This window comes from Larkinella harenae (assembly GCF_054780515.1).
This window is the reverse complement of record NZ_BAAGWE010000001.1, coordinates 859,484-885,063: the sequence shown is the minus strand read 5'-3', so window position 1 is coordinate 885,063 and position 25,580 is coordinate 859,484. Positions and strand designations below refer to the sequence as shown.

Genomic DNA, 25,580 nt, shown 5'->3' with positions numbered 1-25,580 from the left:
GAAAATCTTTCAGCCGGATTGAGCCGCCCGGCAGGCTGCGGCTTTCCTGTTGCGACGACGATTTGAAATACCGTTCTACTTTCTGGCTCATCGGCGGCTTTTTGCTGCTGAGTTCATTGGCCTTGGCGCAGGAATACCGTCGGCGCGAAACCAATCTCAACAACTTTATCCAAGACCTGTTTCCGGTTCAGACGGAAGGTGTCGACTACCAGACGGTTTACGAAAATCTCTACCAGCTTTACGCCAATCCGTTCGACCTGAACACCGTCTCTCGTGAGGAGCTGCTGGCCACCAATCTGCTCACCGAACGGCAGCTCAACAGCCTGTTCGACTACCGCACGACGTTTGGCCGTTTCCTGTCGGTGTACGAACTTCAGGCCGTTCCGGATTTCGACCTGCCCACCATCCGCCGGTTGCTGCCGTTTGTAACTGTTGACCCTCAAAACCGTTCGTTTTCGGTCCGAAACCCGACGGATCATTACCTGATCATGCGCGTTGAACGGGTTCTGGAACAACAAAAAGGGTTTTCGCTCGCCGAACCGGATAAAAACGGCAACTTGCCCCGGCGCTACGCCGGTAGCCGACAGCAGTGGTACTTGCGGTATCGTTACAGCCGTCCGCGCGATTTCAGCTTTGGGCTGACGCTCGAACAGGACCCGGGCGAACCGTTTCGCTGGCAGCCAGGCCGCTACCAGTACGGTATCGACTACATTTCGTTTCACGCCCAGTGGCAGAACCGGGGCCGCTGGCAGAACATCCTGATCGGTGATTATCAGTTGCAAATCGGGCAGGGCCTGGTGCTGGCGTCGGGCTTTTCCCTGGGCAAAGGAGCCGAAACCGTCGCGGGCGTTCGGCGTCCCTCGCTGGGGGCAAGGCCTTACACATCGCTGAGTGAGTTCGGTTACCTGCGCGGCCTGACGGCCACGTATGCCCTTCCTCCTAACTGGTCCGTTACGCTGCTGGCCGCCCGCAACCGGCGCGACGGCAATGTGGTGGTGGATACCGAAAACCAGGTGGACAAGATCAGTTCTCTCCAGACCAGCGGCCTGCACCGCACACCCGCCGAACTGGCCGACCGCGCCAGTTTACTGGAACATAATTTGGGTGCACACCTGCACTACCACCGAGGCCAACGGCTGCAACTGGGCGCAACGGTTTTGCATACGATTTTCGACAAATTCCTACAAAAGCGCGACTTACCCTACAACCGCTACGAGTTTACCGGCCAGCAAAATACCGTTGTTGGCCTGCATGGCAGCTATGTTTGGCAAAACGTCAATTTTTTTGGGGAAGCTGCCCGCTCGTCCAGTGGAGGTATCGGGGCCGTTGGGGGCGCCGTAGCCAGCCTGACCAAACGCCTTGATGCCGCTCTGCTCGGGCGGCATTACGACCGGAATTTCCACAGCTTTTACGCCAATGCGTTCGGCGAAAACACGCGTACCAGCAACGAACAGGGCATTTATACAGGGCTGCGTTACGTCATTTATCGGAAACTCACCTTAGGGACTTTTGTGGATTTTTACCGCTTCCCCTGGTGGAAATACCTGGTCGATAAACCGTCGCGGGGGTATGACTATCTATTACAGGCCACGTATACACCCACCAAAAAATTAACGATTTACGGCATTTACCATGAGGAACACAAGGAGAAAAACCTGCCCACAGCCCTCAGCAAAGCCAAAGAAACTGTCGGCACAGTGCGTAAAAATTACGCACTCAACGCCGAGTATGCCCCCTCGCGGATGTTAACGCTGCGGACACGGGTGCAGTGGGGTGGTTTTCAATATGAGGGTCATCCGGCATCGACCGGTTTGGCCGTTGTTCAGGACGCCACTGCCGATTTCGGACGGTTATTGCTCAGCGGTCGGCTGGCGTGGTTCAGCACGGATAATTACGACAGCCGGCAGTATGTGTACGAGCGCGATGTGTTGTCGGCGTTTTCGATTCCGGCCTACGCCAACAAAGGCATCCGGAATTACCTGTTGATCCAGTATAACCTAAACAAACACCTGGACATCTGGCTGCGCTGGAGCCGCACCGATTTCCGGCAGCAGGACACCGTCGGCTCCGATCTGGACCAGATTCCCAAACCGCACAAAAGCGAAGTGAAACTACAGGCGCGGTGGCGGTTTTGAGGAAATAATTATAAATTGTTTTGTATGCGCTACTTACGATTTTTTACCCGAACCATAGGCATTGTGGGCCTACCGCTGTCTTTTTGGGCAATGATGAATTCAGAGAAGCTTACTCAGTATAACATCAATACAATTTACCTAATTGAAGCGATTTTTATCTTAATTGCTTTAGCAGAGGTATACTTAACGGGGTATGCACTTTTTAAAAGCAAAAGAAAAGCGCTCTTCTTAACAGGCGCGCTCATCATCGTGACAGGTTTAATTTGGTTTATCACCGTTAAGCAAACTAGTTCTCCTTCCCCTCAAGTTAGTTACTAAAAAACAAAACCTGTCTGGTCTCTCCATCTCAAAGACCAGACAGGTTTGAACGTAATATCCTAAATCTGATGACTAATAAATTCATCCATTAAGCACGCGTGATCTTACAATACCGTAATCAAAACAGTTTTAATCATCACTCGGCCGAATATTCACATCTTCCACTTTAGCGGTTTTACTGCTCATGGCCGAAATACCAAAGAAACCGACAGCTTTCGGGCCTTTCGGATCGCGGTTGACAACGTTCGTCGGCACATTGGCGGGCGGTGAGGCAAACAGTCCCCCGTTGTTGATCTGGGTGCTCAGTTGCAGGAAAAAATAGAACGCATCCGGCGTAATGGACAACAATTCTACCCGTACCGAATCGTTCCGTTTGTACAGGTCATTGATATTGATTGCCCACCGAATCGGCTGAATGAACAGCAAACCGTCGGTATCAGCCGACCCGTTGAACGAACCGTTGTACGAAACAACAATATCACCGGGGCCGTCGAGCAGCTTGCCGTTGTGGTAGGTCCGAATCCAGTAATAATCCGTTTGTCCGGGCAAATCGGTTGCGTAAAACTCGGCCTGAAAACCGGTTTCGCTCGAAACCGGGTTAATTTTTTCCTCCCGAAAAACGAGCGAATCGATCGGCGGAACCGGCTGCATCTGGGAAATGGCGTAATACTCCTGCCCTTCGTACCGAATGCCCAGCAGATACCGTTTTCCGATCTTCCCGAACTTCTCCCCATTTTTGGGCGTCCAGACGTAGGTACCGGTTCCCTTCACATCGACGAACTCGTGAATCACGCTGTCTTCGTCGGCCACAATCACCGTAGCGCCCAAAGCCGCCGGGGGTTGGGAGGCATCGAAATAGCCAGTGGTGCGGGTGAGCTTAATGGTTTGTGGACCGGGTTGGTCGGTCAGCCAGCCATCGACGGCCAACTGCGCCGGGCCAGTATCCAGTTTAATATCAATCGGATCTTCGCAGGAGGTCAGCCCCAGCAGAAACAGCCCGAACAAAAACAGATGGAGGATCGAAAATCCACGCAAATGGGTCTTTTTCATGATCGTTTATCATTGACACTCCGAAAAAACCGTCGCATAACGGTTTTCCCAAAGTGGATTTATCAGAATTTAAAATTGTAGGTTACCGACGGAATCACCGTGGCAAAAACCGAATACCGTATGCCTTCAGCCGTTGGTATCTGCACCGATTCGCCGTTCATCACGACGGTTCGTCGGTCTTCGGCCTGCCGGAAAAAGACCGAGAACGGATTTTTCCGGGCGTAGGCGTTGTAGACCGAGAAAACCCAATTGCTTTCCCACTTCTGCTCGGGCCTTTTCTTCCGGTTTTCGAGCGTCGCCGACAAATCCAGACGGTGGTAGGGTGGAATGCGGTAATTGTTGCGCCCGTTGACAACGCCAACCAGTCGGTTCTGAAATAGAAAACCGTTGGTCGGGAAGGTAGCCGGTGTGCCAGAAGCCAGCGCAAACGTGGCCGAAAAGCTCCAGCGTTTGTTCAAATCGTACAAGGCAACGGCATTCAGCGTGTGCCGCTTGTCGAAGCGCGTCGGAAACCAGCGGTCGTTGTTGATTCCTTCGACAAAGCGCTCGGTTTTGGCCAACGTGTAACTCAGCCAACCCGTCAGATCGCCCCGGTTTTTCTTCACGTAAAATTCGGCACCGTAGGCCCGGCCTTTTCCGTTCAGCAGGTCGCCTTCGAGGTATTTGTTCAGCAACAGGTCGGCCCCATCGATGTAATCCACCTGGTTCTGAAGCCACTTGTAATACACTTCCACTGACGCTTCAAACTCCGTTCCGGTCCGGCCGAAGTTGCGGAAGTAGCCCGCAGCCACCTGATCGGCAATCTGTGGCTTGATGTTGTTGGTCGATGGTGTCCAGACATCCAGTGGGGTCGAAGCCGTGGTATTCGAGATCAGATGCAGGTACTGCGCCAACCGGTTATAGCTCATTTTCAGGGAGCTGGTTTCGCTCAACTCATACTTGGCCGAAAACCGGGGCTCCCAGTTGCCGTACGTTTGAATGGTTTCGTTGCGGTCGTATTCGATGGTCCTGACCGGAAACCGGCGCTGGTTGGGCGGCACATCCGTCTGAAATTCATACGCTTCGCCGGGTCCGATGTAGTTATAAAAGGAATACCGCAGCCCGTATTGCAACTGCACCCGCGGAGACAGCTGCTGTTCATTGCCAATGTAGAGCGCACTTTCCACGGCGTACTTGTTTTCCAGCCCGAAGGATCGTACCTCGCCCCCGCTGGCCGCGTTGGCTTCGCCCGGCCGGAAATCGTAAATAATCGCCTGGCCTCCAAACGTCAACGTATTATTTTTCAGAAACAGCGTAAAGTCAGGCTTCAGGCTGTAATTGACAATGCCCGACTTCCAGTTAAAAAAGTCCTTTGTATTTTTTCGCTTTAAGTCGCTGTCCAGCAGGTAGTCGTAATTGCTGTAAAAAGCCGTCGTGTTCAGAAAAAGTTTGTCGCTAAAAACGTGGTTCCAGCGCAAACTGGTGGTGGTGTTCCCCCAGTTAAATCCGAAATCTGCTCCGAATACATCACGCCCCAGGTACCCGGATGCGTAAAGGGTGTTTTTATCGTTGATGCGGTAATTGGCTTTCGCCGTCAGGTCGTAGAAATAAAACCGCGATCCTTTCAGATCGCCCGTCAGGAACGGTTTGGCGAGAACGTCGGCGTACGACCGGCGCCCGGCAATGATGAACGAACCCCGCGCCTGTCCTTCCTTGTCTTTAAACAATGGCTGCTCCAGCGTCAACCGGCTAAAAATAAGCCCAATTCCACCCGAAACCGTTGTTCGTTTCGAATTACCCTCTTTCATCCGCACATCCAGAATAGACGAAATCCGCCCACCATACAGGGCCGGAATGCCACCTTTGATCAGCTTCACATCCTTGACCGCATCGGGGTTGAACACCGAGAAGAAACCAAACAAATGGGAAGAGTTGTAGACCGGCGCTTCGTCGAGCAACACCAAATTCTGATCCACATTACCGCCCCGCACGTTGAAACCCGTAGCGCCCTCGCCCACCGTCGAAACACCCGGCAATAACTGGATACTCCGGATCACATCGACCTCACCGAGCAAGGCTGGCATTTTCTGAATCGTCTTCATCTCCACGGTATTAACACTCATGGCGACGCTTTTTACGTTATCGTCTTCGCGTTTGGTCGACACCGTCACTTCCTGAAGATCGCGCCCTTCCTCCTGCAATTCAATGTTCAGTCGTACATTTTCACCGGTCAGATCAATGGTCCGGTTTTGTTTGGAAAAACCGACGTACGAATACACCAGGTTGTAGGTACCGGCCGGAAGCGTTAGCGAATAAAAACCGTAGGAATTGGTCGTTACGCCCGAACCCGTTTCTTTCACAAACACCGAAACTCCAATCAACCCTTCGCCGTTGGCAGCATCCTTGATGTAACCGCTCACGGTGGTTTGCCCGTTGGTCCGCCGGGCTGCCGGGGCTGGACTACTTGCCTCCTGCGCCCGGGCCACCGGCCCTGCCAGCAACGCAAGGAGACATAGTTGTAAGAACTGTTTCATAGATTGGTTGTATAATGAGACTAGTGCGCTATTGCAGCGTTTACGGAATGACATCAAAGGTCGGCTTTCCCCTCATCATCTAGGACAAAAAAATGATGAAACGCCAAAATCCATTACTGAAAGGTACCGGCTCTGGTATAAAAACCGCTCTTTGCTCCGGCCCGGTCAATATCCCGTCCAATTCGTTCGTTACTCCTATAGCTGCGTTCAACCCATTGAACAACAGGATATGATGAAGCTATTTTCGTTCCTCGTTCTGCTGCTTTTCCTGGCCGGTTTCGGGCGGGCACAAACGCTGACGCCCGAACAGGCCCGCGCGGATATTGCTTACCTGAAAAAAAAAATGGACCGACTGCACCCCGGCATCGGCCATTACATCACGGACACGGCTTACCGTCAGTTGTATGATTCGCTGGATCGCCACCTGAACGAGCCGCTTTCTTACCAGGCCTTCTTCCAAACCGTCACCCCGCTGATTACCAGCCTGAAAGATGGGCATACGGCGTTAGGTCACCGCAAAGGGTATATGAAACAAAACCGTCGGCTTATTCCATTCTACCTGCGGGAAGTGGATGGGCACTACTACGTTTCGCACAACCTCTCGCCCGACACCACGCTGGTACGGGGTACAGAAATCCTATCCATCAATGGGCAACCGATGGCGGCTCTTCATCAATTGCTTCAGGATACAGACCGCAGCGGGTCCGACGGCAATAACCTGACGGGTCGGCGGTTTCGGAGCCTGATCAGTTTTGCCCATTATTACACCAACTGGTTTGGCCCCAGCGATTCGGTGCAGGTAACCTACCACCTTCCCGGAGATACCCCGGTTCTGACCCGCTACATCCGCTGCGAGCCCCGGGCAGTGCTGGAAACCAATCTGAAAAAACGCTACCGGAAAGAACTGAATCTAAAACCCAATCTGTCGGTAACGGTTATTGATAGTCTGAAAAATACCGCCGTGTTGCGCGTTTCGACATTCGGTGGTAACCCGCTGGAACTGCTGACACGAAAATACCCCCGACAACTGAAACGGGCCTTCCGGGAGATTGAGCGAAAAAAGATTCAAAACCTGGTGGTCGATGTGCGCGGCAACGGCGGAGGAGCCGTGGTCAATTCGGTGCGGCTGCTGCAATACTGGCTTCCGCAACCCTTTCGGGTGCTGGAGCGCGAAACCATGAAACGGGGTTACCGGAGTACATTTGTTACCTGGTACAATCCGGCGTCCTGGGTGTTATTTCCGATCCTGTTCAAAAGCGACACCACCGGCGGGTTTACGGAACGATTTGGTGGACGCCCACACCCGCCCAAAAGCCGGTATGCTTACCGGGGCAATCTTTATTTTCTGGTCAACGGCGCTTCGTACTCCGCGACGGCAACGGTTTTATCCCAAACACTTAACCAACAACTGGGCACATTCGTTGGAGAAGCCTGCGGAGGTGCTTACTGGGGCGATTTTGCCGGTCAGTTTAAGAACATCACCCTACCCAATTCGGGGCTGCGCGTCCGGATTCCGCTGAAAAGTATGAACCACGCGGTGGACATTCGGCGTGCGAACGGTTTTACGGTTGAACCGGATTTTCCAGTGGCGCGAACGTACGACGACCTGATGAGCGGCCGGGATTTCGGGTTGGCAGCAACACTGAAACTCATCCAAGAAGGAAAGACCGCCCAGCGGATCACGCCCGGACAACCGCTCTCGCCCTCATCGTTGTCCATAAAATAAGTTACCGGCTCCGCACGGTCCGCCCGCTGGATGTATACACGGCTGCGTCAACAGTTTACCTCATTTGTGGTTAGTAATCTGACGGCCGGTTTACAGAACCGTCGGTTCATTTCATTTATACAACCTACGAACGCATTATGAGTGAATTGAAAGAACTTGGTCTAGGCATTATTGGTTTTGGCGGTTTTGGTTTGTTTGCCGCCCAGCACTTTCTGCAAATTCCTCACGTCAAACTGATCGGTATCGCCGGTTCGCAACGCGAAGAAGCAACCCGGGCGGCCAACCGGTTCGGCGCCGAACATTTTAACTCCATCGACGAGCTGCTCGCCCAGCCCGACCTCGATATCGTTTACATTGCTACACCCCCCTTTCTGCATTACGAGCAGTCGATGCAGGCCCTGCGCGCCGGAAAGCACGTGATTTGCGAAAAACCGCTGGCGATGAACGCCCAGCAGGGCCGCGAAATGGTCGAGTATGCCCAAAGCAAAGGCCTGCTGATGGTGACGAACCTGATGCAACGCTACAACCCGATGTTTGAACGCGTTAAAACCCTGATTGATAAAAAGATTTTGGGCGAATTTCTGCACGGTTATTTTGAGAACTACGCGGGCGACGAGGGACTTTCTCCCCAGCACTGGTTCTGGAATCGGGAGCTGAGTGGCGGTATTTTCATTGAACACGGCGTTCACTTCTTCGATCTGTTTGCGGGTTGGCTCGGCGACGGAAAGGTGGAAGCCGCACAGGTTTGCCAACGCGACGGTACGGACCTCGAAGATCAGGTGAATGCCACGGTGCGCTACGGCAACACGGTTGTTAACTTTTACCACGGCTTTACGCAAACCGGTCGGATGGACCGCCAGGAAATGCGGCTGTTGTTTGAGCGGGGCGATGTGACGCTGTATGAATGGGTGCCAACTCAGGCCGTGATCCGGGGCGTGGTTGATGAGGCAGGCACCCGGGCGCTGATGGATTTGTTTCCGGGTGCCATTCTGGATATAACGGGCAATTATGGCGGCAAAGACCGGGCGGCCCGCGGCCGGCACAAGGACTTTGAAATTGCCCAGAAGATACAACTCCGGTATGGCTTCGACCACCAGAAAATGCACCTGTACGGCGAACTGCTTCGCCACATGTTCCGCGACCAGACCAGCTACATTCACTACCCGGAAACGCACCGGAAAATCACCGAACAAAACGGCCTTACCTCACTGCTGACGGCGGAAGATGCCGACCGGATGGCGCACCAGAAATAACGCACAGACGCCCCCTAAACTCCGCAGAAATCGCTCTTTTTCAACCCCATGAAGACGGGCGATTTCTGCGAACAAAATTTGATAACTTCTGTGTATCTTCGTAGGTTTTCGTCAAAAATCGGTTGACGTTCTTATGTCCTACGATGCACTGAGTTTGCTCTACATGGGTTCGTTGGGAGCACTTTTTTCGTTGAATGCTGTGCAGTGGGCGTTGTCTCGCGACCGGGTTCACGGACTTTTCACACTCCAGCTTTTCATCTGGCTGGCCTACAACATTACGCAGCAGTACGACGTGGGCGGTCGGGCAAATTACCTGATCATTCAGGCACTGGTGGTTGGCCTGTCCCGAATTATTTACCTGGAACTGGTTCGTCAGCTTTTCGAGCTTCCAACCCACCATCCGCGGCTAAGCAGCTGGTTTCGCCGGGCGCAACTCGGGCTGGGTGTGTATCTTTTTCTCGAAGTCCTTTTCATCGCTACGATTGGTTTCAACACGCACCCTTCCTATCCGTATGTTTCGGCTTTCTACTGGTTTTTTGTGATTCTGCTGGCCGGTACCGGCGTCTGGATTGCATCCCACCGACACGATGCTGTCGGGCGTTTTTTTACGGCGGCCAGTGTGATCCTGTTGCTGCGGAGTACCCGAACACTGGTATTTTATACGGTTTTTGACTGGAGCTGGGCCACTCCATCCGTCGAACTTTTTTTCACCCGTGCCGTTAGCGTGGTCATGCCGGTCGAGCTTCTGTGTCTGGCCTTGTGCCTGGCGTTTCGGCAACGCCAGCTAGCGGTGGTTCAGGCCATCCAGCAAACGCGCGAAAAAGATCAACTGATGCACGAACGCGATCAGCGCCACCGGGAAAGCCTGGAAGCAGAACTGGCCGTCCGGCGGCTGGAACAGGAAAAAACCGACGCCCAGCTTCGGGCTTTACAGGCACAGGTGAATCCGCACTTTCTGTTCAACAGCCTCAATTCGCTCTCTTCCCTGATCGACGAAAACCCGCAACAGGCCAGCGAATTTGTGGATGAACTGAGCGTGGTCTACCGGTATTTGTTAAAGGCAAACGACCAGGCCCTGACGGCGCTTTCGAGCGAACTCGACTTCATTCGTTCGTATTTCAGGCTCCTTAAAACCCGCTACGGCAGCGCCCTCGATCTGAATGTGCAGGTGGAAGCACGGTATGCCAACCAGTTGCTCCCTCCGCTAACGTTGCAGTTACTGGTCGAAAACGCCGTCAAACACAATGTCGTGCAAGCCAAACGACCGCTTAAAGTTGAGATACTGACGGATGAAACGGGCCAGTTGATTGTCCGCAACAATCTCCAGCGGAAAAATACCCCGATTCTCTCCAACGGTGTCGGTTTGTCGTCGATCCAGACCCAATACCAGCGTTTGGCCCAGCCCAGCCCGGTTGTTGCCGACCAAAATGGTGAGTTTGCCGTTACCCTGCCCCTGATTCTGCCAATTGAAGTGGCCCCGAATCTGTGAGCAGGTGTTGCACATCCGTTGTGTGTGCTGTACTTTTGCTTCCCTGAAACTGATCTTCTTCCCATACAGCCCCGCTGCCGCAAAAACACCCACCGCAAACCGGTAGGACACTTCTGCGCATTCTCTAATACGGCTCCGGCGTGTCGCCTGACCGTTAGTCACTCTTATTTTTTCATGGAATCCGTGAACGATGAAATGCCTCATCCGGGCCCTACCTGTTGGTCAGCCTGCTCATTTCGGGTTCTCACTCCAGTTTCAAACGACCCAATCCCATGTCAATACCTTTAAATAAATCCATCGTCCGGAATTTCTACCAACGCGCCATCGCCGGTGGTGATCTCGACTTTGCCAATCAAATCATCGCGGATAATTACCTGAATCACAGCCCACTGGTAAAACCGGGCAAGGCGGGTTTGATGGAAGCACTGAACTACGTGAAGAACATGCCAAAACCGGCCACTACCGCCAAACCGTTCATGCGACTCATTGCGGAAGGTGATTATGTCGTAACAAATCTGAGCGTCGAAGTAGGTGAAAAAGCGAAGGCCGTTGTCGATTTGTTTCGTATTCGGAATGGCCAATTGATTGAACACTGGGACGTTATTGAAGATCAGCCCGAAACGAGCCTGAACGGTCACCCGATGATGGGTGGTGCTGTAGAGCCTGCTGACTTCGGCGCGACCGCCCGGAATAAAGCCCTTGTTGCCGATTTTTTTCAAACGGTTTTTGTAGACCGCAAGCTGGAACGTCTGCCCGATTTTGTCGCAACGGATCTTGTTCAGCATCATCCTAACATCGCCAACGGGATCGACGGGTTGCGGCACTATTTACAGCGAACCGGGTCTACGCAGCGAATGATTCGGATCATTGGTGAAGGGAATTTTGTTGTCGTGCAGTCAGCAGAATTTTCTGACCAGCGAACAGGCTTGTTTTTCGACATTTTCCGGTTGAATGACGGAAAAATTGTCGAGCACTGGAGCGTGAAACAAACCCTTGCCTCTTAATTTGAGCTCCCACTTACCAAAACAACCGTTTTAACGGTTTTGACCAGCTGGCCGAAATCGTTAAAACAGTTGTTTTATTGGCATACACGGTTAAAACCGTGGACTGAAGTTCATAACCGCGCACTTCGCAGCCGCAAGCTGTTGCTGACAACCGATACCGAGCTGAGCGCCATAGCCGCTCCGGCAATCATCGGATTCAGCAGAAAACCGTTGAACGGATATAGAATACCGGCGGCAATCGGAATGCCAATCAGGTTGTAAATAAAGGCCCAGAACAGGTTTTCGCGAATCACCCGCACCGTTCGGCGCGACAATTCCAGCGCTTGCGGAATACGGCCCAGATCCGAGGTAATGAGCGTCATTCGGGCCACATCCATCGCGATATCGGAGCCTTTGCCCATAGCCATACTCACATCAGCCTGCGCCAGCGCCTGCGAGTCGTTGATGCCGTCGCCCACCATCGCCACCACTTTACCCCGGCTTTGCAGCTCTTTCACAAAAGCCGCCTTGTCGGAAGGCATCACTTCGGCGCGAAAATCGGTGAGACCGACGGTTTTAGCCACAGCTGCGGCTGTTTGGGGATTGTCACCGGTCAGCATATACACCTCGATGCCCCGCTTTTTCAGCGTTTGAATGGCGGTTTTTGACGATTCTTTGATCGGATCAGCAATGGCCAGTACGGCCAGTACGGTTTTGTCATCGGCAAAATACACCACCGTTTGGGCTTCCTGTTGCCACTGTTGCGCCCGCTGTTCGATGGCCGCGCTAACCGAAATACGGCGTTCGTTCAGCAAATGGCGGTTTCCGATGACGTACGTTTTTCCTTCAAACTGACCCGCCACCCCGCGCCCGGTCAGGCTTTCGAATTTTTCCAGCGATACGGTTTTTCTGCCCCGGCTATTCAGGTGTTCGACAACGGCTTCGGCCAGCGGATGTTCGGACTGACTTTCGAGCGCGTACAGAATCGACGACAGAAGTTCGGTATCGGTTTGCTGCCATTCCAGGTTCGTAACGGCGGGCTTCCCGGCGGTAATTGTTCCGGTTTTGTCCAGCACCACTGCGTTGACCTTATGCCCCATTTCGAGGCTTTCGGCATCTTTGATCAGAATCTGATGATCCGCTCCCTTCCCGACGCCGACCATAATAGCCGTTGGCGTGGCCAGTCCGAGCGCACACGGACAGGCAATGACCAGCACCGTTACTGATGTCAACAGCGCCTGCGCAAAGGCATTTTCCTGCCCGAAGATCATCCAGACAACGAACGTTAAAACCGCAATCCCGATCACGACCGGCACGAAAATACCGGCAATCCGATCGACGAGTTTCTGCACCGGTGCTTTGCTGCCCTGCGCGTCCTGCACCATGCGAATGATCTGCGCCAGCACCGTGTCTGCGCCCACTTTATCAGCCCGGAAGCGGAAGCTACCCTTCTGGTTGATGGTTCCGGCAAATACCTTCTGCTCCGCTTTTTTCTCAACCGGCACCGGTTCGCCCGAAATCATGCTTTCGTCTACGAACGACGATCCGGACACCACCGTGCCATCGACCGGAATTTTCTCACCGGGTCGCACCACGATCACCTGCCCTGCCCGAACCGACACCACCGGAACCTCGGTTTCGGCGTCGTTTTCCACTATCCGAACGGTTTTGGGTTGCAGACCCATCAGTTTTTTAATCGCCGAGGAGGTGCTGGATTTCGCCCGCTCTTCGAGCAGTTTGCCCAGCAAAATAAACGTAACGATAACGGCCGCCGACTCGAAGTAAACGTGCGGATGGATGCCGCGCGCGTGCCAGAATTCCGGATAAACCGTGTTGAACGTGCTGAACACGAAGGCAATGCCGGTCGACAGCGCCACCAGCGTATCCATGTTGGCTTTACCGTGCCGGGCCTGTTTCCAGGCATTCGTGAAGAAAGAGCGCCCCAATCCAAAAACCACCGGTGCCGCCAACACCAGCATGATTTCGTTGGCGTAAGGCATCGTCATGAAGAACATGCCAATGACAACCAGCGGAACCGACAAAATTGCCGCCCAGATCGTGCGGTTTTTCAGCGATTCGTAATACCGTTGCTGCGCTTCGGCCTGCTTTTCCTGCGGATCCTCGGCGTCGACAATCAGGTCGTAGCCAATGGATCGAACGGCATTTTGGAGGTCCTGCTGCGTTACGGCTTTCGGGTCGTATTCTACCCAGGCCTGCTGGTTGGCGTAATTGACCCCCGCATCCACCACGCCCGCCGTATGTTTAAGCATCGACTCCACGCTGACCGCACAGGCCGCGCAGGTCATCTCCAGCACGGGATACGTTTTCCGCACCGACTTCGCGCCGGTGCGGCCCGTTCGTTCGGTTACGGCTGGCGCGTTCATACGAGTTCGGCCTTGTAGCCGGCGTCTTTGATGGCTTCTCTCACCTGGTCGGCGGTTGCTCCCTCGACGGTCAGCAGCTTATCCGGATTTTGGGTGTCGACCTGCCAGTTGTTTTCGCCAACGGCTTTGTTCAAAAACGGCGTTACCGTGGCAACGCAGCTACCGCACTTGATATTGGTCTTAAATGTGAGCTTTTCCATGATCCTATCCATTGATATTGGTAGTGCAAATATCATCCATAGAACACGATCCGTTGTTACAGAATTCCGGCTAACTGGTGCAGAATTGTGTTACCCGTGATCGGTTGACAACAAACTAATCAATCACAGCTCTGGCAAAACCGTATTTGACTTCTGTACGTTTACGAACGATGCACTTTTCATCGAATGGCGGCACCAGCCCATCTACCGACAAGAATGATGACATTCGGCATTCAAAGTATTCCAACGGAGAATTTCAGCAGCCTTATTTACCGTCTTATCCACCGGTGTAATTACGCATTGTCCCTCTCCAGAATTGAGCCATATTCCAGGCGATTATAGACATCGCTAACCCACTATAGCTCAATAGAAAAAACCACAGAGATGGAAAATACAGTAAGATGGTTTCTTGAAAAACTCGAAAAATTCAACCTTAATGAAATAAATGCGCTCCTGGAACACACCCGGATCGAATGCTTTTCAAAAGGTGATCTGATAGTCAGACAAGGCCTGATTTGCAATACCTGTTATTTCGTATTAAAAGGATGTTTACGGCACTATCAGATACGGGATGGCGAGGAAAAAACGACCCGGTTTTTCCTGGATGGAGAACCCGCCGTTTTATACGCAAGTTATTTAAAACAAACCCATTACCTTTCCTGTGTAGAAGATTGCATTTTGCTGACAGGAACCCGGGAACAAGAGCAGGAGCTGCATAAAAAACACCCTAAACTTGAAAATCTAATCCATACCCTACTGTTTCGGGATTACGACAAAGCCGAGAATTACATCGCATTACTAAATGGTTATAAACCCGAAGACCGGTATTTAATGGTATTGAAAAACCAGCCGGAACTATTAAACCGAGCTCTTCTCCACCAAATTGCCCGCTTTCTTGGCGTTACGCCAGAGTCACTGAGCCGAATCAGAAAAAGAATCGTCACAAAATAAACGCTTCAGGTAAGGGCTCTGGTAGACAGTCAGACAAGAAAGAAAGAAGTGAGATTAAGCAATCGGCCTCAAGTTAATTAATTGCTTGTCTATTCTCTTTCTTCTACTAGCTAGTTATACAATTCCTTTCCCTTTTCGAAATCCGTACAAAATAAAAGCACCGCACAATCCCAGGATAAGTTCAGCAGCTGCGGCTATCATGAGCGGCTCATTTGGAAAACCGTCGGCGACCATTCCTACTACACGCGACCATCCATAGGCCGAATAAAACAGCGTGGTCAGTACAATGGAAACAAAGGTCATCCCGGAAATAAAAGCGCCAGAAAATATCAGAATTCCGGCTACGAATAAGGTTCCACCGGCTGCTCTTATTTCGTTCAACAAACTGGCATTACCGCCCAGATTAATTCCGGCAGAAGACTCGAAAGCTATGGGAAAGAATAATTGAGCGCTACCAACATAGATACCAATCAGACCGGCAATCATCAATAGAATCTGTGTTTTGTTGAATTTCCTCATTGTTGTAAAATTGATACCCTGTAATGACACAAAAGTATCAACCCCAACAACGGGACGCCTTGACTTTCGGTAAGAAAGCACCTGGCTACAAAGAAATAATCTAACGTGAGTTATGGATAGCCTCGTCTCGTAGAGACGGCATGCTTACAACCTAATGAATTGATTATAAATCAACTGCCATAACCTGAAAACCGTTACCTACCTACGGCAGTCAGTGGAGAGAATACAAAATCACGGCTAGAAACTAGGAGATACCTAACGGCATCCTAAAAAACGCAACCGTTCCATAACTCACGTTAATTAATCACGGTGCCCTCTTCAATGTCTTCGCGGGCGTTGACGATAATTTTGTCGTTGGCCCGAATCCCGCCAAAAACCTCCGTCATTCCTTTTTCCTTGTGGCCCTGTTTCACGTCAATATACCGGGCTTTGTTGTTGTCCAGCTTGATGACGTACTGCCGCTCGGTAGACGTGACCACTGCCGACGACGGAACCACCAGCGTTTCGGGGGCCTCGCTGGATGACAGGATGATCTCAGCAAACATCCCCGGCTTAAACAACCGCTTTGGATTGGACACGTCGATCTCAATGGTTTCGGAGCGGAACTGCCGGTTCATGCTACCCGCCATCCGGCTCACCTTGCCCTGAAATTCCCGGCCCGGCATTGCGTTGGTACGAAAGGCAATACCGCTTCCCTCCCGCACCAGCGAGCTATAGGTTTCCGGAATATCAACCAGCAGACGCAACCGGTCCTGTTGTTGCAACACCAGCATGGGCTGATCGAACTTCGCCCCCGAACCCACCAGCGCACCGGGGTGCACATGCCGCTCGGTGATGACGCCGTTGAACGGTGCCTTGACAACCAGATATGAATGGATTTTTTGCAAGGCCTGATAATTGGCGTTTTCGCCGATCAGCGCCACACTATCGGCTCTCAAACGTGACTTGGCGGTTTCCAGATCCAGAGCCGAAACCGACCCCGCCACGCGGTTGCCAATCAGCAGCCGTTTGTAGTGATCCTGGCTGGCGGTCAGAAGCACCTTGGCTCTCAGGTATTTCGAGCGGGCTGCCACCAGTTGTTCTTCCAGTTCGGGCGCTTCCAGCACCATCAAAACCTGATCTTTTTTGACCGAAGAGCCCCGATCTACCAACACTTTTTCCACAAACCCGCTCGCTTTCGGGTACAGATTCACCTCCTGAAACGCTTTGAATTCACCCGGCAACTGCATGATGGGGGCCAGCCGTTGTTCCACGACTTCGCCAATCTGGTAGGTGGGCGGAACGGTTTTCCGGGCTCGTTTTTTTCCGCTTTCGGCTTTCTCCACCGACTGACAACCCGCCAGCAGACTTCCCGCCAATGCCATCAGGGAACCGATATAAATGAGTTGTGTTTTCATGCTGCTAACCCTTTTCGGGCGTACTAGGGGTTCAAAGGAATTGAGATTAAACCGTTTCCGGCATCAGGGATGGATCTTCAAAAGGTGTTTTTTTCTGCACCCAGGCATACACGTGCGGAACGATGTACAAGGCGGCCAGGGTCGATGCTACCAGCCCGCCAATGACCGCACGGCCCAGCGGAGCCACCTGTTCGCCCGCTTCGCCCGTTCCCAGCGCCATCGGCACCATCCCGGCCACCATCGCGAAACTGGTCATTAAAACAGGCCGCAGCCGGATACCGGCACTATCAATGGCGGCCTTGCGGGCGTCGCGGTATTGCCAGCGCAACCGCTCGGCGTTGGTCACAATCAGAATGGCATTGGCCACCGAAATCCCCGTCGACATGATGATGCCCATGTACGATTGCAGATTCAGCGTCGAGCCCGTCAGCAACAGCATGGCCAGCGAGCCGACAATCACCGCCGGAACCGTTGACAAAACCGCAAACGACAATTTGAACGACTGGTAATTGGCCGCCAGCAACAGGAAAATAACCACCACCGCTACAGACAGCCCAACCTGCAGGCTGTTCAGCGTTTCGGCCAGCAGCGACGACATCCCTTTGACCTGGGCCATCAGGCCTTTGGGCGGGCTACCCAGCGAAGCAACGGCTTCTTCGACGGCCTGAGTGGCAGTTCCCAAATCCTTTTTATGGACGTTCGCACTAACGGTTACAAACCGCCGGGGCCCGCTGCGGGAATACTCACCGGGCAATGTATCCACTGAAAACGTCGCCACATCACCCAGCAGGGGCCGTGTTTGCCCAGCCACCAGCGGCACGGCCTGCAACTGCGTCAAATCCTGCATGGCGTATTCCGGTATCTGCACCTGCACCTGGTACGTATACGCCGAACTTTCGTCAAGCCACTGGTTTTTCTCCGTGTAGCGGCTGGACGAGGTCGACGTTGTAATTGAGCGGGCGGTTTCCTGCAAGCTTAGGCCCAGCATCGCCAGCTTTTGGCGATCGAGCTGAATGTTGATCACCGGAAACTTCAACGGCTGCACAATCCGAACATCCCGCAGGAACGGTTCTTCATTCAGTCGTTCCACCAGTTGATTGGCATACGTTTCGATCTGTTTCATGTCGCGCCCGGCCACCTGGACTTCGATGGGTGTATTGGCGCCCTGACTCATCAGTTTTTCCGTCAGGTCTGCGGGTTCAAACGAGAGGGTTATCTCCGGCATCCGGTCTTCCACCGCCAACCGGATTTTTTCTTTCATGTCGTCCATGTTAACGCGGTATTCCTTGTCGAGACTCACCTTGATCACGGCATCGTTGGAGCCGCTGGTGCTGACATATAGGTTGGTCGTTGCGTAGTTGGTGGGCACCACGCCCACGTAGGCCGACGAAACCGCCAGATTTCCGTCCGTCACTTCATCGACCAGAGCCAGCAAGTCTTTGACGCGCTTTTCGGTTCGTTCGAGCCGGGTGCCATCGGGCATTTTCATCCGAATCACCAGTTGCCCCGAATTGATCTGCGGCAGCATATCCTTGCCAATCACCGCAAAACCGAGTCCCGCCAGTCCCAGTACCAGCAGAAAGTAAAACCCAATCAGCAGTTTGTTGTACCGCATCAGGCTCTCCAACTGCCGCACAAAACCGTTCCGAAACCGGTCGAAGCGGGTGGTTGTTTCGTGCTGCGCCTTCACTTCCGTGGCATAGACGTCCTGCGAAGGCGGTACTGCGTGCGGCTCGTCTTTCAACATCCAGTTCGCCAATACCGGCACCAGGCTCTGCGCCAGGAAATACGAAACCGTCATGGCAAAACCGATGGAAAGCGACAACGGCAGGAACATGGCCTTGGGCACACCGGACATGATGAACGAAGGTGCAAAAACCGCCAGGATACACAGCAGAATCAGCAACAGCGGCAAACCGATTTCCTGACAGGCATCGTAAATGGCCTGTCGCTTGGGCTTGCCCATTTCGAGATGCTGGTGAATGTTTTCGATCGTTACCGTCGCCTGATCGACCAGTACGCCAATCGCCAGCGCCAGCCCCGACAAGGTCATGATGTTAATGGTCTGACCAGCCAGATACAAACACAAAACCGCCGTAATCACCGAAATGGGGATGGTCAGAATTACGATAATCGAACTCCGGAAATCGCCCAGAAACAGCAGCACCATGATACCGGTCAAAACCGCCCCAATACCGCCCTCCAGCAACAGACTTTTCACGGAATTGATGACAAAAACCGATTGATCAAATTCGTACGAGACGTCGATATCGTCGGGCAGCAGGCTCTTCATTTCGGGTAGCTTCGCCTTCAGGTCTGTGACGACCGACCAGGTAGACGCGTCGGCGGTTTTAACGACGGGAATGTAGGACGAGCGTTTGCCATTGACCAGTGCGTACCCCACCGTTACATCGGAAGCATCCTGCACCGTGGCCACATCCCGCAGAAAAACCATTTGCCGCCCGTTGCTCACCACCGGAATCCGGCTGAAATCCTCCACCTGTTTTTCGAGCGAGTTCAACGTGGTGATAAACATCGTGTTTTTGATTCGAATATTGCCGGAAGGCGTCATGGCGTTGTTTTTTGCCAGCGCTTCCACCACTTCGTCGGGCGAGATGTTGAATCCCCGAATTTTGGCGGGATCGAGGTTGATCACCACCGTCCGGGAGTTGGTGCCAATCGGGGGCGGGGCCGACAAGCCCGGAACCGTCGAGAACAGCGGTCGAATCCGGGTGACGGCCAGTTCGTGGATTTCTTTCAGGGAGCGGCTCGGGCTGCTGAACACCAGATCACCGATGGGCACCGACGAGGCATCGTAGCGCACCACCTGCGGAGGCAAAGCACCCGGCGGAAAAAACTTCATGGCGCGGTTTACCTGAATGGCTACTTCGGCTGCGGCCTGGGCCATGTCGGTGCCTTCGTAAAACGCCAGCTTGACTACCGTCAGGCCCTGCACGCTTTTGCTCTGGATTTCCTGAATCCCGGAAACGTACAGAAACTGGTCCTGCATTCGGGTGGCAAAAAAACCCTCCATTTGCTTGGGCGACATGCCACCGTACGGTTCAATGACGTAAATAACCGGCGAATTGAGCCGGGGAAAAATATCGATTGGAATCCGCAAAGCCGTCAGGATCGAGAACAGCAGTACGCCGGAGACCAGCACCAGGACGGAAATAGGCTTCTTCAGTGAAGTGGATAGTATGGACATAACTCAACGAATCAATGACGTTAAAATGGTACGCACAATCGCAAAGCGGTAGTTTTAGTCTCCCCACATTCCCTGCGAATGCGTCAATAGCGCGACTAATTCAGCAACGGAGTGGGGTTTCACCAGGCACGCTACCGCACCCGCCCGCCGGGCCTGTTCAATGTGGTTTTCCAGCACCACGCCGGAAATAAAAATTTTCGGAACGGGCCTGACTTCCGGAAATTTCCGGAGTTCGGTCAGCGTCTGTATTCCATTCAGTATCGGCATATTGTTATTGATAAACATCACATCCGGCAACTCCCGGATGTTGCACTCAAAAAACCGGAGCAGCTCCAGCCCGCTGGGGAAAATCCGGATTCGATCTGCGGGACAACTGACCTGAGCCGCCATCTGGAACAGTACCACATCCTCCTCATCGTCGTCTACCAGATAAATCAAGCGCGTTTTCTCCCTCTGATCAGCTAGCTCTTTTCCCATTTTCTCCTATGTAGGGCGGTTATCATATCTTGTTCCGGACACCCCGGTTTCCGTTGCTGGTTCCAATAACTGCGGATGATCAGAACACTTCCCGCCAAAACCGCCGGAATACTAAGCAACTGATTGATAGTCAGATTCCAGAGGTGGCCTTTTGCGCTCACCGAATTTTCTTTCAGGTACTCCCAACAGAACCGGAGCAGAAACATCCAGACCAGAAAAAAACCGACCCGCCGGCCCGCCGGCCACCCACCGCCTGACGATTTCGGCCAGCTCCAGCACAAGCCACCAAACAGCAGCAGGCTTGTTAATGCTTCGTAAAGCTGAACCGCGTGCCGGGGCTGTGCGGGGTATTCCGGGTATTGAAGAAAGACAAAAGCCCAGAGTACGTTGGTTGGCTGCCCAACCCCGTCCGATATCATCAAATTGCCCAGCCGGACAAAACAAACAAGCACGGGTACGACAACAACCGCCCGGTCGGCCAGCCAGAGGTACGGTTGCCGGAGGTTCCGGTGGGCTTCCGCGTAGAAAAGCAGACCGAGAAAAAACCCGATCGCAGCCCCATTGGCCGACAAGCCCTGGTACGGAGGCAGCAAGACATCCAGCGGATTCGTCAGACACACCACCGGCTTGTCGATCAGGAAATACCCCAGCCGGGACCCCAAAACCGTGGTAATGCCTACGTACAGCAGCAGCGACCTCGTTTGCCCAAACAGCCGGTTAAGCAGCTTCACCGTCGCCAGCAATCCGATGATTACCAAGGCATCATACCAGGTAAACACAATGGGGCCAATCCGGAAAAGCTCGGGGTCGAGCCGCCAAACGACGTACGCTAACATAACCGGTACGGTTTAAAAGATTTTTACCGGGGCAGGTGCTGAATAAAGCGTTCCAGATCGCCACCCGTTGCCGCCTGCAGCAGCAGCGACCGCCAGAGGTTGGTGATCGCCAGCGCCTGATCGGCTTCCGCCCGGCTGAGCAGATTGATCACTTGCGTCAGGGTCAGAACAGTATCCAGCCCGGCTTCATACCGCGACTGTGCCTGGGCAAAAGCCAGTTGGGCCGCCGACAATTGCGGAGCAATCTGCCGGGCCGTTGCCTGCGCCAGTTCCAATTGAACCCGCGCGTTCCGAACATCGGCCTGCAGGCTCAAATTTTGCTGTTCGTACGTTGCCCGCAAGGTATTGATACGGTCTTTTTGAGCCGCCAGTGCGTATTTATTGCGCAACAAATCCGTCGGTCGCCAGATGGCCGTTACGCCCACCAGGTAATTGAACGCCCGAAGCGGCAAGCCAGCTCCGATCGATGAATTCGTTTCAAAAGACCCGTCCGCTTCCGGCATTTCTTTCATGCCCGAACCCCGCCCCCACAGCGACCCCAGCACGGATACTGATGGCAGTGCCGACATTTTGATCAGCTTGGCCGTAGTTTCGCCCAGTTCGATCTGTTTCTGAAAACTCCGCAACTGTGGATGGAGTACGGGCGTTGCCACCGGCTGGTTGGGAAACTCGGGGACTTTCGTGTAAAAATCCATCGTATCCAGTTCCGTTGTCATTTGCGGCTGCCCAATTAATTCGTACAGCCGAATGGCTTGCTGCTGGGCGACCCGCTGGCTTTCCAACACCTGCGTACGGGCCCGATGCACTTCCGCCGTGGCGATGGCACTATCGATGCCGGAACGCAGACCCGCCACCGTATTCGAGCTGGCGACCCGCTGCAATGTTTCGGCACGTTGCAGATTGGCTTGCTGAAGGGCAATGTCTTTACTGGCACTCAAGGCCAGTAGGTAGGCGTCGCAAACCCGCAGCTGGTGCGTGAATAATTCACCTTCGTAGTCGGCCTGCGCCCCTTCAACGGCCACTCGGGCCTGTTGGCGTTGCGCCTGCAAACGGCCAAAGGTGATCGCTTCCCAGTCGATCACCATCGAGGCCCCGCTGGTCCAGAGGGTTTCGTTCGTAAAACCGTTGGTTTTGATGCTGCCCGAAATTGGAAGTGCCAGCCCGCCGTTGGAGACATAAGGCCCCCGCACCTGATTTGAGGTACCGTTTAAGGCCTGTGCCTGCAAGCCGACTTGCGGTCGGGCAATCATTCGAACCTGTTGGGCGTTGGCTTCGGCACTTCGGATGCCCGCCAGCTTCCCGCGCAAGCTCGGATAATTGGCCCGCGCCATCTCCAGCGCCTGCGGTAAGGTCAGTCGGTTGGCCGCCGATTGGGCTTTGGCACGCCCTGCGCAAAGAACGGCGAAAAGGGTTAGGAACAGATAAATACTTCGATGATGACGCTCCATTCGGCTACTGTGTGATTCGGTAACCGTAAATTTATCCGCAGGAGATTAGAGCCAGATTAGTGGCATATTAGAAGACATTAGAAGAAGATTAAGACGAACGGGTGGGCAAAACCACTTCAGCGCGGGTTCCTCCGCCGGGGCGGGCCTGCAACCGAAGCTGCCCCTGATGCAGCCGGATGATGCGGTCGGCCAGCGTCAGACCAATCCCGAATCCATCGGTTGTTTTGCTGTTCGAACCACGCACCAGCGGCAGCAATACCCGGTTCTCTTCGCCGGGGGGCAATCCAATACCCCGATCATCGATCCGGACGTACAACCGGTGTTCATGATCGGTTTCAAGCAGCACCTGCACCGGTTGTCCGCTTGAATATTTTACGGCATTGTCCATCAGATTCAGCAGGGCAGTTTTCAGCAGATACGCGTTTCCCTGCACCGTCAGCGGAGCCGCCAGTTCCAGAATTGCGTCGCTGACCTGCACCGACAAGGGTTGGCCGGGTCGTTGTACGCCCAGGGTATCGGCGGCCTCCAGAACAACCTCCACCACTTCAATCGCCGGCCCATCGAGTTGCTGATTCAGGCCGTCGATGCTCGCCAACTGAAGCAACCCGTTTGATAAAGCCGTCAGTTTATCCAGCTCACGAACTGCCTGCTGCATCCCCTGTTTCAGACTATCCGGATCCGAATCGTAGGTCATGGATGTTTCGAGCCAGCCTTTGATGGTAGTCAGGGGCGTTCGCAGTTCGTGAGACGCCTGGGCAATAAACGACCGCTGGTTATCGACCAGCTGTTCCTGGCGGGTCAGCAACTCATTGAAGGCCGTGGCCAGCACGCCCACTTCATCGGTCGGATTTTCGGGCTGCAGCCGGAAATCAAGCGTCTGAGCGGTTGGTGCGTTCAGTTGGCGGATGAGGTTGCTCAGCGGTTCCAGGGCTTTTCGGGCAAAGACAAAACCCAACAGACAGACCAGGCCAATCGCAAATACATTCCCGAAAATAAAAAGATCACGCAGGGTTTCCTGGCGCTGGTAGCCGTCCTGATCATATGCCGTCACCACCGCCAGGTACTGACGGCCATCCGGCGACGGAGTAGCCCCACCATACGTGAGCGCGACGCCATCTTTCAGGTACGGATGATCGGAAGATGGATACGTAAACCGTACCAACCGCTGTTTCCGGACCCGCTCTCGAAATGCCCGGTCCGGAATGAAATCGTTGGTATCCCGGCTGGCGTAGATCAGGCTATCAGACGGTGAATAAACAAACTCAACCTGTTCCGGCAGCGACGCAATGACACTCCCGGCCACGGTGCCCTGCAAAGTCAGCAGGTGTTCGGTTACGCGCGCTTTTCGCTCCAGCCGGTCTTCAATGCTGCGTTGCCGAAAGCCTACATAGGTTACGTAGACGTACAGCGAAAAAACGAGCAGGATGCCTGCTACCAAGGTCGAAAACCACAGGATGAGTTTGTATTTAATCTGCATAATCAAGCCCGCAGGACGTAGCCCATTCCAATCACGGTATGGAGCAGTTTGTGCTCGAATTCTTTGTCAATCTTTTTTCGCAGATAATTGATGTACACATCGATTACGTTGGTGTTGGTATCGAAATGCAGATCCCATACTTTTTCGGCAATATCAACCCGGCTGACAATCCGACCCTGATTCATCATCAGGTATTCCAGCAACGCGTACTCACGGGTCGTTAAGTTAATCCGTTTGCCCGCCCGGTAGACGGTCCGGGCGTTGGTGTCCAGTTCCAGGTCGGCCACCCGCAGTATATTTTTGGTCCCAAAGAACGGGCTGCTCCGTCGTCCCAGCGCCCTAATCCGCAGCAGCAGCTCTCTGAATTCAAAAGGTTTGACCACGTAATCATCGGCACCAGCGCCAAAACCGCTTTCTTTGTCCGAGAGGCTATCGAGGGCTGTCAGCAACAATACCACCTGCCGGGGCGACTGCTGTTTGATGTACCGGCAGAGCTCAAACCCGTTGATATGGGGCAGATTAACGTCCAGGATGATTACGTCGTACGGTTTGTTGTCGGCCAGTCGCTGGCCCATCAACCCGTCATAGGCTACGTCTATTTCGTAGCCTTCGCTTTCAATTCCCTTTTTGATAAAGGAAGCCAGACTCAATTCATCTTCAACCAGCAGGATCTTCATGGGGTGGCATCTTCTATACCATAACCCAAATTGGTACGGGAGAAGTTAGACCGAGTTGCAAATAAAGAATTAATCTTTTGTGGAGCAACCCGGTGTGGAGCGGTTTCAGAATTCGGCCAGATGCGGCAGTTGCACGGTTTTTAACCAATACCGCAACGTGGTTTGCAGTTGTTCCTGCCAGTCTTCAAACAAAACGGGTTTGGTATGAAAAGCCCGTGCGCCCAGGCGATAGGCCTGACTGATGTCTTCGGGCCGCGACGAGCCCGACCACATGACGACGGGAATTTGCTGAAAGTTTTCGTTGACCTTCAATTGGCGGAGCGTTTTCAGCCCGTCGAGCACCGGCATGTAAAAATCCAGCATGATCAGGGAGGGAAACTCGTCCGGGGAAATGGCGTGCAGATGCGTGAGCAAAGCCGCACCGTGCAGGAAACGTCGGATTTTCAGGTCGGGCTGAATCTCGAGAATAGCCCGGTTGATGTAATCGAAATCCGTTTGATCGTCTTCCACCACATAAAATGTTATCGTTGATTCCATAC

At 53.4% G+C, this 25,580-nt stretch carries 20 protein-coding genes; 7 read left to right on the top strand and 13 right to left on the bottom strand.

All coding sequences use genetic code 11. The annotated features are described in order from the left end of the window. The first annotated feature begins 62 nt into the window (after positions 1-62). Positions 63-2,135 (top strand): ComEA family DNA-binding protein, encoded by a 2,073-nt coding sequence (locus ACYVH9_RS03625; protein WP_460634929.1) that lies wholly within the window; start codon positions 63-65, stop codon positions 2,133-2,135. 24 nt (positions 2,136-2,159) lie between these two features. Beyond that, a complete protein-coding gene (locus tag ACYVH9_RS03620; RefSeq protein WP_460634928.1) occupies positions 2,160-2,453 on the top strand; it encodes a hypothetical protein in 294 nt (97 codons plus the stop codon). Positions 2,454-2,582: 129 nt separating this feature from the next. Here the strand turns inward: ACYVH9_RS03620 and ACYVH9_RS03615 are convergent, their stop codons facing one another. Next, positions 2,583-3,503 carry a DUF4249 domain-containing protein gene (locus ACYVH9_RS03615; RefSeq protein WP_460634927.1) on the bottom strand — a complete coding sequence of 307 codons (921 nt, stop codon included), beginning with the start codon at positions 3,501-3,503 and terminating at the stop codon, positions 2,583-2,585. 62 nt (positions 3,504-3,565) lie between these two features. Continuing rightward, positions 3,566-6,016: a TonB-dependent receptor gene (locus tag ACYVH9_RS03610; RefSeq protein WP_460634926.1), complete on the bottom strand. Its 2,451-nt coding sequence runs from the start codon at positions 6,014-6,016 to the stop codon at positions 3,566-3,568. Between the two features lie 229 nt (positions 6,017-6,245). Here ACYVH9_RS03610 and ACYVH9_RS03605 point away from each other — a divergent pair, with 229 nt between their 5' ends. The 4 genes from ACYVH9_RS03605 to ACYVH9_RS03590 all read left to right on the top strand — a co-directional run bounded on the left by ACYVH9_RS03605 (position 6,246) and on the right by ACYVH9_RS03590 (position 11,488). After that, entirely contained in the window at positions 6,246-7,742 is a 1,497-nt protein-coding gene (locus ACYVH9_RS03605; protein WP_460634925.1) for a S41 family peptidase, read from the top strand. A gap of 137 nt (positions 7,743-7,879) precedes the next feature. Continuing rightward, positions 7,880-8,995 carry a Gfo/Idh/MocA family protein gene (locus ACYVH9_RS03600; protein WP_460634924.1) on the top strand — a complete coding sequence of 372 codons (1,116 nt, stop codon included), beginning with the start codon at positions 7,880-7,882 and terminating at the stop codon, positions 8,993-8,995. 133 nt (positions 8,996-9,128) lie between these two features. Beyond that, entirely contained in the window at positions 9,129-10,484 is a 1,356-nt protein-coding gene (locus ACYVH9_RS03595; RefSeq protein ID WP_460634923.1) for a histidine kinase, read from the top strand. 272 nt (positions 10,485-10,756) lie between these two features. Next, positions 10,757-11,488, top strand: a complete 732-nt coding sequence (locus tag ACYVH9_RS03590) for a nuclear transport factor 2 family protein (protein WP_460634922.1) — start codon at positions 10,757-10,759, stop codon at positions 11,486-11,488. A gap of 110 nt (positions 11,489-11,598) precedes the next feature. On the opposite strand, the gene ACYVH9_RS03585 is transcribed toward ACYVH9_RS03590, so the two are convergent. After that, entirely contained in the window at positions 11,599-13,851 is a 2,253-nt protein-coding gene (locus tag ACYVH9_RS03585) for a heavy metal translocating P-type ATPase (RefSeq protein WP_460634921.1), read from the bottom strand. After that, entirely contained in the window at positions 13,848-14,051 is a 204-nt protein-coding gene (locus ACYVH9_RS03580; RefSeq protein ID WP_460634920.1) for a heavy-metal-associated domain-containing protein, read from the bottom strand. The genes ACYVH9_RS03585 and ACYVH9_RS03580 overlap by 4 nt, the downstream gene beginning before the upstream one ends. Before the next feature lie 384 nt (positions 14,052-14,435). Here ACYVH9_RS03580 and ACYVH9_RS03575 point away from each other — a divergent pair, with 384 nt between their 5' ends. Then, the gene (locus tag ACYVH9_RS03575; protein ID WP_460634919.1) at positions 14,436-15,002 is read left to right on the top strand and encodes a Crp/Fnr family transcriptional regulator; all 567 of its coding nucleotides are present in this window, start codon (positions 14,436-14,438) and stop codon (positions 15,000-15,002) included. 114 nt (positions 15,003-15,116) lie between these two features. Here ACYVH9_RS03575 and ACYVH9_RS03570 read toward each other — a convergent pair whose 3' ends face one another. The 9 genes from ACYVH9_RS03570 to ACYVH9_RS03530 form a co-directional block, all read right to left on the bottom strand. Further along, complete coding sequence (locus ACYVH9_RS03570; protein WP_460636441.1) at positions 15,117-15,521, bottom strand: DUF4345 domain-containing protein; 405 nt, start codon at positions 15,519-15,521, stop codon at positions 15,117-15,119. A gap of 296 nt (positions 15,522-15,817) precedes the next feature. After that, positions 15,818-16,918 carry an efflux RND transporter periplasmic adaptor subunit gene (locus ACYVH9_RS03565; RefSeq protein WP_460634918.1) on the bottom strand — a complete coding sequence of 367 codons (1,101 nt, stop codon included), beginning with the start codon at positions 16,916-16,918 and terminating at the stop codon, positions 15,818-15,820. Between the two features lie 46 nt (positions 16,919-16,964). Then, entirely contained in the window at positions 16,965-20,126 is a 3,162-nt protein-coding gene (locus tag ACYVH9_RS03560; RefSeq protein WP_460634917.1) for an efflux RND transporter permease subunit, read from the bottom strand. A gap of 54 nt (positions 20,127-20,180) precedes the next feature. Beyond that, positions 20,181-20,603 (bottom strand): response regulator, encoded by a 423-nt coding sequence (locus ACYVH9_RS03555; RefSeq protein WP_460634916.1) that lies wholly within the window; start codon positions 20,601-20,603, stop codon positions 20,181-20,183. After that, positions 20,588-21,439, bottom strand: a complete 852-nt coding sequence (locus tag ACYVH9_RS03550) for a prolipoprotein diacylglyceryl transferase (protein WP_460634915.1) — start codon at positions 21,437-21,439, stop codon at positions 20,588-20,590. The genes ACYVH9_RS03555 and ACYVH9_RS03550 overlap by 16 nt, the downstream gene beginning before the upstream one ends. Positions 21,440-21,462: 23 nt before the next feature. Further along, a complete protein-coding gene (locus ACYVH9_RS03545) occupies positions 21,463-22,887 on the bottom strand; it encodes a TolC family protein (protein ID WP_460634914.1) in 1,425 nt (474 codons plus the stop codon). A gap of 88 nt (positions 22,888-22,975) precedes the next feature. After that, positions 22,976-24,364 carry a HAMP domain-containing sensor histidine kinase gene (locus ACYVH9_RS03540; RefSeq protein ID WP_460634913.1) on the bottom strand — a complete coding sequence of 463 codons (1,389 nt, stop codon included), beginning with the start codon at positions 24,362-24,364 and terminating at the stop codon, positions 22,976-22,978. A gap of 2 nt (positions 24,365-24,366) precedes the next feature. After that, positions 24,367-25,041 carry a response regulator transcription factor gene (locus ACYVH9_RS03535; RefSeq protein WP_460634912.1) on the bottom strand — a complete coding sequence of 225 codons (675 nt, stop codon included), beginning with the start codon at positions 25,039-25,041 and terminating at the stop codon, positions 24,367-24,369. A gap of 105 nt (positions 25,042-25,146) precedes the next feature. After that, a complete protein-coding gene (locus ACYVH9_RS03530) occupies positions 25,147-25,578 on the bottom strand; it encodes a response regulator (protein ID WP_460634911.1) in 432 nt (143 codons plus the stop codon). Positions 25,579-25,580 lie beyond the last annotated feature (2 nt).

Coding starts and splice junctions, on each gene's coding strand:
- ACYVH9_RS03590 (WP_460634922.1), top strand. CDS start 10,757: ATGTCAATACCTTTAAATAAATCCATCGTCCGGAATTTCTACCAACGC.
- ACYVH9_RS03605 (WP_460634925.1), top strand. CDS start 6,246: ATGATGAAGCTATTTTCGTTCCTCGTTCTGCTGCTTTTCCTGGCCGGT.
- ACYVH9_RS03530 (WP_460634911.1), bottom strand. CDS start 25,578: ATGGAATCAACGATAACATTTTATGTGGTGGAAGACGATCAAACGGAT.
- ACYVH9_RS03560 (WP_460634917.1), bottom strand. CDS start 20,126: ATGTCCATACTATCCACTTCACTGAAGAAGCCTATTTCCGTCCTGGTG.
- ACYVH9_RS03550 (WP_460634915.1), bottom strand. CDS start 21,439: ATGTTAGCGTACGTCGTTTGGCGGCTCGACCCCGAGCTTTTCCGGATT.
- ACYVH9_RS03585 (WP_460634921.1), bottom strand. CDS start 13,851: ATGAACGCGCCAGCCGTAACCGAACGAACGGGCCGCACCGGCGCGAAG.
- ACYVH9_RS03610 (WP_460634926.1), bottom strand. CDS start 6,016: ATGAAACAGTTCTTACAACTATGTCTCCTTGCGTTGCTGGCAGGGCCG.
- ACYVH9_RS03600 (WP_460634924.1), top strand. CDS start 7,880: ATGAGTGAATTGAAAGAACTTGGTCTAGGCATTATTGGTTTTGGCGGT.
- ACYVH9_RS03620 (WP_460634928.1), top strand. CDS start 2,160: ATGCGCTACTTACGATTTTTTACCCGAACCATAGGCATTGTGGGCCTA.
- ACYVH9_RS03570 (WP_460636441.1), bottom strand. CDS start 15,521: ATGAGGAAATTCAACAAAACACAGATTCTATTGATGATTGCCGGTCTG.
- ACYVH9_RS03535 (WP_460634912.1), bottom strand. CDS start 25,041: ATGAAGATCCTGCTGGTTGAAGATGAATTGAGTCTGGCTTCCTTTATC.
- ACYVH9_RS03595 (WP_460634923.1), top strand. CDS start 9,129: ATGTCCTACGATGCACTGAGTTTGCTCTACATGGGTTCGTTGGGAGCA.
- ACYVH9_RS03615 (WP_460634927.1), bottom strand. CDS start 3,503: ATGAAAAAGACCCATTTGCGTGGATTTTCGATCCTCCATCTGTTTTTG.
- ACYVH9_RS03580 (WP_460634920.1), bottom strand. CDS start 14,051: ATGGAAAAGCTCACATTTAAGACCAATATCAAGTGCGGTAGCTGCGTT.
- ACYVH9_RS03540 (WP_460634913.1), bottom strand. CDS start 24,364: ATGCAGATTAAATACAAACTCATCCTGTGGTTTTCGACCTTGGTAGCA.
- ACYVH9_RS03555 (WP_460634916.1), bottom strand. CDS start 20,603: ATGGGAAAAGAGCTAGCTGATCAGAGGGAGAAAACGCGCTTGATTTAT.
- ACYVH9_RS03545 (WP_460634914.1), bottom strand. CDS start 22,887: ATGGAGCGTCATCATCGAAGTATTTATCTGTTCCTAACCCTTTTCGCC.
- ACYVH9_RS03565 (WP_460634918.1), bottom strand. CDS start 16,918: ATGAAAACACAACTCATTTATATCGGTTCCCTGATGGCATTGGCGGGA.
- ACYVH9_RS03575 (WP_460634919.1), top strand. CDS start 14,436: ATGGAAAATACAGTAAGATGGTTTCTTGAAAAACTCGAAAAATTCAAC.